Annotated in this window: 9 protein-coding genes, 1 tRNA gene and 1 pseudogene; 7 read left to right on the forward strand and 4 right to left on the reverse strand. The window is 39.1% G+C overall.

Features of this window, described 5'->3' with window-relative positions; genetic code table 11:
* Nucleotides 1-141 precede the first annotated feature (141 nt).
* Nucleotides 142-1,800, forward strand: a complete 1,659-nt coding sequence (locus NYP54_RS02480; RefSeq protein WP_283157027.1) for a glutamine--tRNA ligase/YqeY domain fusion protein — start codon at nucleotides 142-144, stop codon at nucleotides 1,798-1,800.
* A gap of 1 nt (nucleotide 1,801) precedes the next feature.
* Here NYP54_RS02480 and NYP54_RS02485 read toward each other — a convergent pair whose 3' ends face one another.
* The gene (locus tag NYP54_RS02485; protein ID WP_283157028.1) at nucleotides 1,802-2,368 is read right to left on the reverse strand and encodes a DOMON domain-containing protein; all 567 of its coding nucleotides are present in this window, start codon (nucleotides 2,366-2,368) and stop codon (nucleotides 1,802-1,804) included.
* A 401-nt stretch (nucleotides 2,369-2,769) separates the two neighbouring features.
* On the opposite strand from NYP54_RS02485, the gene NYP54_RS02490 reads away from it, so the two are divergent.
* Nucleotides 2,770-4,248: an oligopeptide:H+ symporter gene (locus NYP54_RS02490; protein ID WP_117003564.1), complete on the forward strand. Its 1,479-nt coding sequence runs from the start codon at nucleotides 2,770-2,772 to the stop codon at nucleotides 4,246-4,248.
* 150 nt (nucleotides 4,249-4,398) lie between these two features.
* Here the strand turns inward: NYP54_RS02490 and putP are convergent, their stop codons facing one another.
* Nucleotides 4,399-5,859, reverse strand: a complete 1,461-nt coding sequence (gene putP, locus NYP54_RS02495) for a sodium/proline symporter PutP (RefSeq protein ID WP_283157029.1) — start codon at nucleotides 5,857-5,859, stop codon at nucleotides 4,399-4,401.
* Between the two features lie 111 nt (nucleotides 5,860-5,970).
* Nucleotides 5,971-6,123 carry a hypothetical protein gene (locus NYP54_RS02500; RefSeq protein WP_283157030.1) on the reverse strand — a complete coding sequence of 51 codons (153 nt, stop codon included), beginning with the start codon at nucleotides 6,121-6,123 and terminating at the stop codon, nucleotides 5,971-5,973.
* A gap of 170 nt (nucleotides 6,124-6,293) precedes the next feature.
* On the opposite strand from NYP54_RS02500, the gene NYP54_RS02505 reads away from it, so the two are divergent.
* The 4 genes from NYP54_RS02505 to NYP54_RS02520 all read left to right on the forward strand — a co-directional run bounded on the left by NYP54_RS02505 (nucleotide 6,294) and on the right by NYP54_RS02520 (nucleotide 9,985).
* A tRNA-Arg gene (locus tag NYP54_RS02505) sits at nucleotides 6,294-6,368 on the forward strand.
* Nucleotides 6,369-6,461: 93 nt separating this feature from the next.
* Nucleotides 6,462-8,006: a thaumatin family protein gene (locus NYP54_RS02510; protein ID WP_283157031.1), complete on the forward strand. Its 1,545-nt coding sequence runs from the start codon at nucleotides 6,462-6,464 to the stop codon at nucleotides 8,004-8,006.
* Between the two features lie 37 nt (nucleotides 8,007-8,043).
* The gene (locus NYP54_RS02515; RefSeq protein WP_117003567.1) at nucleotides 8,044-8,580 is read left to right on the forward strand and encodes a DUF6622 family protein; all 537 of its coding nucleotides are present in this window, start codon (nucleotides 8,044-8,046) and stop codon (nucleotides 8,578-8,580) included.
* Between the two features lie 136 nt (nucleotides 8,581-8,716).
* Nucleotides 8,717-9,985: a cation:dicarboxylase symporter family transporter gene (locus NYP54_RS02520; RefSeq protein ID WP_283157032.1), complete on the forward strand. Its 1,269-nt coding sequence runs from the start codon at nucleotides 8,717-8,719 to the stop codon at nucleotides 9,983-9,985.
* Nucleotides 9,986-10,110: 125 nt separating this feature from the next.
* On the opposite strand, the pseudogene tnpA reads toward NYP54_RS02520, so the two are convergent.
* Nucleotides 10,111-10,353, reverse strand: a pseudogene (gene tnpA, locus NYP54_RS02525) (IS200/IS605 family transposase); the annotation flags it as partial.
* A 151-nt stretch (nucleotides 10,354-10,504) separates the two neighbouring features.
* On the opposite strand from tnpA, the gene NYP54_RS02530 reads away from it, so the two are divergent.
* Nucleotides 10,505-11,788, forward strand: coding sequence for a transposase (locus tag NYP54_RS02530; protein WP_283156274.1), 1,284 nt, complete (start codon nucleotides 10,505-10,507; stop codon nucleotides 11,786-11,788).
* Nucleotides 11,789-11,922 lie beyond the last annotated feature (134 nt).

Genomic DNA, 11,922 nt, shown 5'->3' on the forward strand with positions numbered 1-11,922 from the left:
AATAATATGCCAAAGAAAAATGAACAACCCACTCTAACCAACTTTATCAAAATTTTATTCGCTTTACTAAGCTTGCTATTGAGCTCATTGATAAAGCACTTTACAATGGCGCGGTTAACTAAATTAAAACTCGAGTAAACAATGTCTGAAACTGCACACAAGACCAATTTTATACGTAATATTATCGATAGCGATCTTGCTAACAATAAAACTCATGGCAAGGTGATTACACGCTTTCCACCAGAGCCTAATGGCTACTTACATATCGGCCATGCCAAATCGATTTGCCTTAACTTTGGCTTGGCATTATCTTACCAAAAAGGACCATGTCACTTACGCTTTGATGATACAAATCCAGCTAATGAAGAAGCAGAATTTGTTGCGGCAATCAAAGAAGATGTCAAATGGCTTGGCTTTGACTGGGGAGATAATCTTTTCTACGCCTCTGACTATTTTGAAACACTCTACGCGCTAGCGGTTAAGCTAATTACAGAGGGTAACGCCTATGTTTGTGACTTAACAGCAGATGAAGTGCGCGCTCACCGCGGCACACTAACTGAAAGCGGTAAAGATAGCCCATATCGCCAACGCAGTGTTGAAGAAAATTTACAAAAATTTGAACAAATGCGTCAAGGCCTCTTTGATGAAGGTACGTGCACCTTACGCGCTAAAATTGACATGAGTGCCGGTAACATAAATATGCGAGATCCAGCACTTTATCGCATTAAGAAAGTAACTCACCCGCATACAGGGGAGCTTTGGTGTATTTATCCTATGTATGATTTCGCGCATGCTGCCTCTGACGCCATTGAGAACATCACTCACTCACTTTGCACGCTTGAGTTTCAAGATCATCGCCCATTGTACGACTGGGTTGTTGAAAAGTGTGGATTTGAGAACAAACCACAGCAAATTGAGTTCTCACGCTTGAATTTAAACTACACCATTACCAGCAAACGCAAATTAAAATATCTTGTTGAACACAAGCTTGTTTCTGGCTGGGATGACCCTAGAATGCCTACCATTCGCGGATTACGTCGCCGTGGTGTGACACCTGCTGCTATTCGTCGTTTGATCGATCTTGTAGGCATTTCAAAGCAAGACTCCATTACTGATTACAGCTTATTTGAAGAGGTCATTCGTGATGATCTAAATCAAACAGCTGAACGTCGCAATGCCGTATTAAAGCCGTTATTGGTTGAAATCGATAATCTAGCAAACGAAGTACTCAATGTCCCGAATCATCCACAAAACCCTGAGTTTGGACGCAGAGATATTAGCATTTCAAATCGTATTTATATTGAACAAGACGATTTTATGGAACAATTAGAGAAAGGTCATAAAAAGCTCTCTTTAAATGGACGTGCGCGCTTATTAAATGCCTATGTGATCGAATGCTATGATCTTGAAAAAGATCACTTGGGTCATATCACCAAATTGAAATGTCGCTATTTACCAGAAACACTAGGTGGCAAAAAACCAAATGATGGTATCAAACCACAAGGGATGCTCCATTGGGTAGATGCTAATAATTGCATCAATGCTGAAATCAAACAATATGATCGCTTGTTCAACTGTGAAAACCCCGCTGCCTTAGACAATTTAGAGCAAGGCTTAAATCCACACTCTTTAGTGGTTATTAACAATGCCAAGCTTGAAGCTTCATTAGCACAAACTGAATCCGAAACACGTTTCCAGTTTAATCGTTTAGGGTATTTTTGTGCTGATCAAGTTGAGCATAGCGCTAGCAATATTGTCTTTAATCAAATTGTTAATCTTAGAGATACTTGGGCAAGTTAATTTATTTAGGCAACTTTATCTCCGCACTAGTGCGATACTGATGATAACTAGTGAAATTCTTTGCGCCATTTTTGCCATAAGCCAAAATGATGGGAATATCTTCACCTTGAGTAAACGTATAATTATATTTAGCAGATGATGGCGTCATTGGCAGTGTGAAACTAATGGTTGTTTGCCCTTTTTCCACTTTGCCTGAAATCAGTTTAACCTCTGGCGTACCGCCTAAAGATATAACACTCTTGTGTGGTGGACGTCCTTTCACCCCATACTCCTGTGATAACTGCACTTTACCATCGGCATCAACATATCCCAACACCATCATCGCATCTACCATCGTATTGTTAACACCAAATCCGACGGCAACCCATCCCGTTGTCTTGGCACTTAATGTAAACTTGATATTTTTATCTGCTTGCAACTGATAAGACAAGTACATATTCTTCAAATGCAGTGAACACACACCCTCTTTGCACACCTCATTAGGTACTTTGGCACCCGCAAATACAGCTGTCACCATCAAACTGCCTAGCAATACACCTCTTAATATTAATGTTAATTGTTTATCCATTGAACTTCCTTATTTTAGTTAGCGTGATCTGCACCGTCATTTAAACACAGCAACTCTCGTAATACAATTACAGTAAACAGCAAAAACAGTACTAAAAGTTATCATACAAAATGTATCAAATGATAAAGCCACTCAAAAATGAAGTAAATTTACACTTGTTTACTTATTTTCAGTTGATTTTAATCATAAAAGGATTTATAAATACTGCCAGAGCGGAAGAAGTTAAAACTTATATAATCTAGAGAGTTACGATGCATTATCACTAATTATGAGGCGTTGTAACTTTATTGATTTCTTGTTATATACCCATGTGAATCATTTTGCGGTGGTTAGTTGCAAAGTAGTTTGCGGTGGGTATAACTTCCGATTCTACATATTATTAAAAATACGGGAGAAACTACATGTCAAATGAGGTTATTGCCTCTAGAGGACTACCCAAACCATTTTGGGTAATCTGGGGAATCGAATTATGGGAACGCTTTGGTTATTATGCAACCCAAGCAATTTTAGCACTCTACTTTGTAAGTCACTTAGGCTTTAGCCAAGAGCTAAGTATTTATACTTTTGGCTCTTTTTCAGCCTTTGTATATGGATTTGTTTGGGTTGGCGGCTATGTTGGTGATAAATACCTAGGTGCCAAGCGTACTGTTGCACTCGGCGCCATTATTTTACTTATTTCATATGTTGCATTAGCAATGTCAACTAAGGGCACGATATTTTACGCGCTTGGCGGGATTATTGTCGGTAATGCGCTGTTTAAAGCAAATCCATCATCACTTATTTCTAAGTTATATGAAAAAGGTGACCCTGCTTTAGATGGTGCGATGACCTTATATTATATGGCAATCAATTTAGGTTCATTCGTTTCTATGCTAATTGCCCCAGTTGCCGCACAAGCTTTTGGCTGGGAAGCAGCCTTCTGGATCAGTGCTTTTGGCTTATTACTTGGTCTTTTAAACTACTTTGTCTTTTATAAAGTCTTAGGCTCTCTATCGACCGAAGCAGGCGCAAAACCAATGATTTTCGGTCGTTTGATCACCATTATTGTTGCATCAATTGTTGCTGTTATTGTTTTTGGTAAACTGCTACCGCATACAGAAATTTGTTACACGATTGTTTACATTGTTGTTGCAGGTGGTTTCTTATACTTCTTAAAAACCGCCTTAAGCTTAAAAGGCTCTGATCGCATTCGTATGCTTATCGCATTTCTTTTGATCCTTGAAGGGATTGTCTTCTTTGTTCTTTACAACCAAATGCCTACTTCATTAACATTTTTTGCTGTGCACAATATCGATAACAACCTCTTTGGTTGGACAATTCCTGCAGCTTCTTACCAAGTTTTAAACCCACTAGTAATTATTATTGCCTCACCTATTTTGGCTGTGATTTATAGAAAACTACCAGGAACGCACGTTACAAAATTCTGCTTTGGTATGACATTGTGTGGTCTTGCCTTCTTAGTGCTTTATTTACCACGTTTTACTGCTGCTGAAACAGGTCTTGCCTCACCTTGGTGGATGGTATTAACTTATACCTTGCAATCTACCGGTGAATTGTTAGTTTCTGGTTTAGGTGTTGCCATGGTTGCTGAGCTTTGCCCGCGCGCCATGTCTGGCTTTGTTATGGGTATTTGGTTCTTAACATCAATGTTAGCGGGTCCACTAGGTGCGTTTGTTGGTAATATGACTTCTCCACCAAGTGGTGTGACATTAAGCACACTGGAAAGTCTCCATGTCTATACAGGGGTGTTTGCACAAATCGGTATTGTTACCTTGATTATTGCCGCAATCATGTGGCTATCACGCCCAATTTTGAATAAGTACATCCATGATAAGAAAGAGATCACTAGTGATCATCAAATCAATGAAGTTATCAACTAAATATATTTCCTAAATTCAAGTCATAAGTGCCTATACACATATTATCAGGTGTTTTTTAGATTCTCGGATCAAGTCCGAGAATAACTGCAAGTCGTCATGTTCGGGCATGAGCTGAATATCCATGATGACCAATAAGCCATTGCTTAGTACTTATAGATGATCAAGCATTTGTTGATGGCGTTGATAAATCGCATCACTTGGTGCTTTACTCAAGACACTACCCACATAGATAGCAATACAGGCAAAGACAAAGCCAGGGAGCAATTCATACAATTCAAAAATGCCACCCAAGCTCTTTAAATAAGGCCAGATAATGACAGTTAATGCACCAACAACGATACCGCAAAAAGCGCCAGTTAAATTCATGCGTCTCCAGAAAAGTGACAACACAATAATCGGACCAAATGATGCACCTAGTCCTGCCCAAGCATATCCCACAAGATTTAAAATCGAGCTTTTAGGATCAAGCGCCAATAGCACTGCAATAATAGCAATTACAGTGACAATGATGCGACTAATAATGAGCATTTCATTGGCTTTAGCATTCGGACGAATAAACTTGTGATAAAAATCCTCAACCACAGCACTTGAAGACGCCAGAAGCTGTGCTGAAGCCGTACTCATCGTTGCTGATAAAACTGCTGCTAATAACACACCTGCCACCCATGGATTAAATAATGTTTCTGCTAATACAATAAAAATCGTTTCAGGATTTTTAAGCGTATGTGGTGCGTAATATGCAATACCAAAAAGCCCAGTAAATACTGCACCAATGAGTGCCACGCACATCCACGTCATACAGATAAACTGCGCTTGCGGGATGGTTTTCGCACTCTTAGTTGCCATAAAGCGCACCAGAATATGCGGCTGACCAAAATAACCTAACCCCCAAGCAAAGAGTGATAACACACCAATAATACTTGTGCCTTTAAAGGCATTTAAATATACCGGTGATTGCTGAGAAACAGTGTGTAATGCCTCAGATAAACTGCCAATATGCACCCATACGGTAACCGGCACGATAATCAAAGCAATAAACATCAAAGCCCCTTGGAAAAAATCAATCCATGAGATCGCTAAAAAGCCACCGACACAGGTATAAACCAGAATAATCAATGCAGTAATATAAAGACCTGTGGTGTAATCAATTTTAAAGGTTGAACCAAACAACAAACCTCCGGCAACAAATGCTGATGCCGTATAGAAAGTAAAAAAGATCAAAATCACTAGCGCACTGAGCAGGCGCAGCATACCACTTTTTTCCATAAAGCGGTTTTCAAAATACGATGGAATCGTAATTGAATCATTGGCAACTTCAGTATAAACACGCAAGCGCTTAGCGACAAACTGCCAGTTTAAGTAAGCACCCAATGATAAGCCAAGCGGCAACCAGATCTGGTTTAAACCATTAAGCATGACAGCCCCTGGTAACGCAAGTAACAACCATGAGCTCATATCAGAAGCGCCAGCTCCTAGAGCGGCAATGGGGCCACTTAATGAACGTCCACCGAGCATATAATCATGTAGATTTTTTGTGTAAAAATATGAGCAAATACCTAGCCCTAAAATAATGCCGATATACAGCACAAATACAATAACTAAAACCGTCATCCCCTACCCCTTTTATTTTACTTAGCTAAACAAAATGACTATTGACTAAAACGACCTAAAAGTATTTATATCCCTTACTTCTAGTGTCTTTTTAGTACTCAATTATATTGTTTAAGGTTTATTTTTAATGTAATTTGCCAATGACAAACCAATAATCACGACTAATGGAGCAAACACAACCGCCCACGAACCTACAGATCCCATAGATACCTCCAAAAAATTAAAGCCATCCATGCTATGAGTCGTATTTTTTAACGTATTCATTCGCATTTCTGACATTTTTCTACATAACTCTGGGCGAGGATACTGAAAACTTTTACAAATTGCAAATACCAAAACAAGCTTAGTTCAAGAAAATTAATGTTTAAATGTTTCTATATAGCTACTCCACTTGAATATGCTGATCTTTTCAGGCATCATCACCTCATCTTTTTGTCCTGATAGTTCAACGGATAGAACAAGCCCCTCCTAAGGGCTAGATGCAGGTTCGATTCCTGCTCGGGACACCATATTTAAAATTGCGCTTACCTCGTAAATATTTAAATTGGTGCTAGAATCATACTTGCCTATACTAACTAAAGTCATCGCACAAGGAGTTTTTGATGATTCGCAATACACGAATAATTTCCCTAGCCACAATTGGTGCATTTTCACTAATCCTCTTTGGGTGTGGCGGTAGTAGCTCTCCATCAACCACTGCACTCTCACTCACTGGCACGACCAATCAATATTACAACCAAAGCTATACTTATACAGCGACCTTTTCCAATCTTGGGAGCACTCAGGGTACTGGCATCACAAACTGCACATTGAATATTTCAGGAGATGCTAGCGCCTATCTGCAAATTGTTAATACACAAACCACTGCTAATCAATGCATATTTACGGTAAAAGACAGTAATACAACAAATACTAATTTATTAGCCTCACTATCAGCAACTGCTAGCTATAATAATCAAAGTTATCAATCTGGTAATAGCCTTCAAGTGGAAGCATATAGCATCCAAGTCAACCCACCACAGCCAGGAACTACCAATTACTGGCGCTTAAACTTCCCTTCCGGCACGCCTTTGCCAAGCTATGTTTATCAAGGTCAGAAATTAATTGCTTATGTTGAAAGCTTGGCACAACCGGTTTTTTTAATGCCAACAAATACAAATGGTACTTTCCAAATCATCACGCCTAATGGCGATGGAACTTACCGAGGTTGTCAGTTGACGATGTCTCAATCAAATACTGTCTCTGGCAGCTGTCCTGGAATTAGCACGCCTCAACTAAGCGGTAATGAGCTTAATGTTTCTTATGCAGCTGGGACACTACCAAATATTACCCCACAAGTAACACCAACACCTCCCTCGTATCCCCCTCGACAAATTGTTTTTATGAATAATCTCACGTTACCGGTTACCATAAAAGTTACCGGCGGTGGTCAAACAAGTTCATTCACAGTAAATGCACAATCAAACTATAACTACGCCATTCCTGATGTGGGCCTAACATCCTATAATTTTCAAGTGGCTAGTATTGATACACGCAATGTAAGTGATGGCACATATGGTGAATATGCCACACTTTTAGAAGCCACCTATCCTGCACTTACGGATATTCACAACCAAGCAAATATTGATGTTTCAATGGTCAATGGCTATAACACACGCTATAAGCTCTACCCTCAAGCAGGAACTTATTTTACTTATGATTTTGCACTAGGTGACACCACACAGGCAGTATCTTATTTTGATGAACAAATCCCTGCATCCACATTAAACCCGTCAAATATTTCACTGGAGCAATTATGCCAAACCATTGATAGCGGTATGAAAGCTCAGCAACCACAGTTCAACAGTACTAATTTTATTGCGACATCATCATCAAGCTTTGCTGGCTGCTATAGCCCAGGGTCAGTAGCTAGTGTTGCCTTTGGTCCCACGTCTAATATTTTTCAGCAATATGGTTGCGTTGGTGCTTACAACACACCGGCAACATGTACAACTGGCGCTAATTCTAGTTATGTTAGTAATATTCATGCCAATGCCTTTCGCGGCTATGCTTACCCTTACGATGATTGGTTTGCTGATTATTCTGCTGATCGCCACACCTCTTTAGTATTTGAAATATTGAGCGCACCCAATGGCTTAGCAAACTAACTAGAATTAAGTGAAACGAGTTAAAGGAGTAATATCAATGAACACAACGACAATTAGTTTTTGGACCATGCTTATTTATACCCCATGGTGGGTTTATCTGATTTTTATTTACTGTCTTGTGATTGGCATCAAAGCGACTAAGCCGCGCACGGTATCACTAACGAAACTATCCATTATCCCAATTATTTTTACCTTATTGTCACTTGATACCTTAATTAGTGTATTTCCGCTAACATTAACCAATATTATCATCTGGATTATCGCTATACTCATTGGCATTGGTATTGGACTAATTATTGCTTTAAACGGTAAATATGATGTGATCGTCAACAACAAATCTATCCATTTTCATGGTGGTTGGTTCACTTTCGTGTTATTGGTCATCATCTTTATCAGTAAATACGACGTAAACTATAAGCTTGCATTGGAACCCGCGCTTGCTGATCAATTTACTTTTAGTCTTATTAGTCTCAGTGTCTCGGGAATATGTAGTGGTCTGTTTGTTGGACGATTGATTGGTTACATCAAGCGCTATCGTCAAGCCAAACAAGCGATCAATAGCACATATAACTGACCCATCTCATTAATCAGTTTTTCTTATACTGTTAATAAATAATATATCGACTGTTTGTTTTGCTATCGTCCAACAACTCGCCTATCATTATCCAATGATTATCTTTATCATTTTACAACCATACGGAGCCCTCTACGTGATCACAACTATTTTTTTGCTGATATCAATCCTATTGGCACTGGCACAATTTTATAAAATCAGTTTTAACATTCGTGCCGTCGCCTCTTTAGTCATCGGTGTTGCCTTTGGTATTATTTTACGGCTATTAAATCAAAATAGTGGTGATGACACCTTGCATAGTCTCTTAAATTTAGTTAGTGATACTTATATTAGCTTACTTAAGATGTTAATTATCCCACTGGTATTAACTGCCATTATCCATGCGATCGTTAACCTGCGTCATCACCAAGGATCTTATCTGATTAAAATGGTGACAAAGGCGGTTGTCATTATTCTGCTTCTTACTGGTATCAGTGCAGTTATTGGCGGAATGGTCGGATCATGGATGCATATTGGCTTTGGCATGTCATTCTCTGGTGCTTTAAACACCCCTGAAGCACATAGCCTTGTGGATACGATTACCGGCATGTTACCAAGCAACCCAGTCACGGCAATGGCAGATAATAATGTCATTGCCGTTGTTATTTTTGCCGCTTTGATTGGCTTTGCCACGTTAAAGCTTCATCAACAGGAAAAAGAAATCGCAGCCCCTTTTATTAGCTTTATTCACTCAGCATTTTTTGTTGCCAAAAAGCTTGCCAATATGATTATTGCTCTGACACCTTATGGTGTCTTTGCATTGATGACACAAATGACACTTGATCACGGATTAACAACTTTAATGCAAATGATTAACTTCATTGCTGCGATGTATATTGCCATGCTTATTGTTATTATTATGCATACCATATTGATTACTCTAAGCGGTGTTAATCCAATTCATTATTACAAAAATGTTTGGCGCGCATTACTGGTTGCCTTCACCACACGTTCAAGCTTTGGCACATTACCGGTAACCATGGATGCTTTAGGTAATCGCTTAAAGCTCTCTGAAAGTGTTTCAAACTTCACACCAAGCATAGGCGCTACAATTGGCATGAATGCTTGCGCGGGTATTTATCCAGCGATGCTTGTGGTGATGACCCTAACGATTATGGGTGAGCCAATTACTTGGCAAATCATTCTACTAGTCGGTGCGATTAATATGATTGCTTCATTAGGTGTCTCCGGCATCCCAGGTACTGCCTTTATTGCAGCGGGGGTTACTTTTGCAACGCTTGGGTTACCATTTAATATTATCGCGCTTGTGCAGGGCGTTGACCCCATTCTTGATATGGGACGAACTGCCACCAATGTTAATGGGGTGATGACAACAGCAGTTATTACCGATAGAACAACACGATAAATGCCTGCTCTAAATCAGTTGAAAAAATTCAATTCAATACTATAGTCATACCGCTCCCGTGGAACGGGAGGCTTGGCGGTTTTTAGCAGCCCCAAGGGCTGCCAGATTAAACGTTATTCCAAGATTTAAAACTTACCAGATTCGTCTGAACCTCGTCCGTCAATCTGCTCTTGGTTCTTAATGTACTCACGTATCTGAACCTCTTCAAAGCCTACTGTCGAAACAGCATAGCCTCTTGCCCAGAATCGCTCACCATTGAAATTACGCTGCCTTCCTCCAAATTGACGCGCAACTGCAATCGCACTTTTACCCTTGATATACCCAATTACTTCAGCAACTGAGTATTTCGGTGGTATTTTTATTAGCATGCTGAAAACTCCCCAAAAATTTAAAAGCGTGTACAATACGTCCGAAGCAATGATATAAGAAGAGGAATCACAAGGATGTCGCACACTACTTTTGGTGATCACATGAGTAAATTATTAAACAAAATGACATCAAAGGTGTCTTTTAAAAAATGTGAAGACCATACTGGAAAAGGTTTTAGAGCATGGCAGTTTAAACCTTTATTCAATCAGTAGCAGCCAAAAGGAGTACGAAAAATTGAGACGGACAATTACAGGTGACAATAAGCTAAATGACTTTGATCCCGAGCAAATTAGTGAAGTACTATGTACTGAAGCAGCCAAGAAATATGAAGCTTCCGATAATGTTATTTTGATTCATGATCCCAGTGAGATACGCAAAAAATATACCAAGCAGGCAGAGCATATAGGAAAAGTAAAGGATCTGAATAAGAAAACCATCAATGGCTACAGCAGCTTCAATACAATTGCCGTTAATTTAGATAATAAACAGATTGATTTATTGGGTCATGAGCTATACAGCAACAAGCAGCCAGAGTTTTTATCAAAAGAAACGATTGAACAGTTGAATTCTGGTGCGGATATCGTGATTTCACAGGAGTCTAAAGAAGCCTATGATGACGATAGTTATTTGACTTCAAAGCGCGTAGCATTAAAGCATATTAAATCCTGCTCTAACGCCTTAAAAGAAAAGAATTCAACATTGAATATTACGCATGTATTAGATCGTGAGTTTGATGATAGCGAGTACTTTGATTTTATACAGGAAATGAAAGATGAGTTTGTCATACGATTGAAGAAAAGCAGGACGGTTTCAGGCTTAAGCGGTGATAAGGAGCAAAAAGGGAAATTGATAGATCACGCCTTTGAACATTCATATACTTTCTGTATTCAAAAGCTGTATATCAGTGGACGCTGTTTTCAGGATTGCGTGATCAAGGCCAAATGGCAGAAGATTGGGCAGTATCATGTTGTTTTAATGACGCTGCTTGATCGCAAGGGCAAAGAAGCTTTTGACGAACCGATGCTTTTAATCACAAATAAGGAGCTTATGAATCAATATGACGTTTACAACGTTTATGATTGCTATTTAAAGCGCTCTCGTATTGAGGGTGTGTTTAAATTTATCAAAGGTGAGTTAGGCTGGGAAGAGTTTAGGATAAAAGACTTTGAAGGGATTAAAGCCATTACTGCTATTGGTTTCTTTGTTGCATCTTATTTATATGAGATTGGTCAAGGTGAAGTTTATGATGACTTTGTTGTATTGATTGCACAGCTTGGCGGCTCTAAATCAGGTGAAGTAACAAGGCATTACATCTTGGAAGGAATGAAAACATATCTTGCAAAACTACGCGTAGATCAGTTTATTGAGGAGCATCAGATAAGCCAAGCAGACTTAAAAGCCATATTGAATTTTATTGGGCGAGGAGAAATTTAAAAAATGAGGAGTTTTCAGTATTTTTTAGAATTAAGAGCTGATGGGGGAGAGTAAAAATCTATTTCGTAATGACTTCGCTATTTCTATATTTCTATCAACAGACATATTTGCTAGACTTTGTGGCAATGATATTT

The sequence above is a fragment of the Cysteiniphilum sp. QT6929 genome, from assembly GCF_030035755.1.
Taxonomy (GTDB): domain Bacteria; phylum Pseudomonadota; class Gammaproteobacteria; order Francisellales; family Francisellaceae; genus Caedibacter; species Caedibacter litoralis.

What these genes read in the sequence shown, in the direction of transcription:
- NYP54_RS02480 (WP_283157027.1), top strand. Translation starts at nt 142, where the DNA reads ATGTCTGAAACTGCACACAAGACCAATTTTATACGTAATATTATCGAT.
- NYP54_RS02485 (WP_283157028.1), bottom strand. Translation starts at nt 2,368, where the DNA reads ATGGATAAACAATTAACATTAATATTAAGAGGTGTATTGCTAGGCAGT.
- NYP54_RS02490 (WP_117003564.1), top strand. Translation starts at nt 2,770, where the DNA reads ATGTCAAATGAGGTTATTGCCTCTAGAGGACTACCCAAACCATTTTGG.
- putP (WP_283157029.1), bottom strand. Translation starts at nt 5,859, where the DNA reads ATGACGGTTTTAGTTATTGTATTTGTGCTGTATATCGGCATTATTTTA.
- NYP54_RS02500 (WP_283157030.1), bottom strand. Translation starts at nt 6,123, where the DNA reads ATGAATACGTTAAAAAATACGACTCATAGCATGGATGGCTTTAATTTT.
- NYP54_RS02510 (WP_283157031.1), top strand. Translation starts at nt 6,462, where the DNA reads ATGATTCGCAATACACGAATAATTTCCCTAGCCACAATTGGTGCATTT.
- NYP54_RS02515 (WP_117003567.1), top strand. Translation starts at nt 8,044, where the DNA reads ATGAACACAACGACAATTAGTTTTTGGACCATGCTTATTTATACCCCA.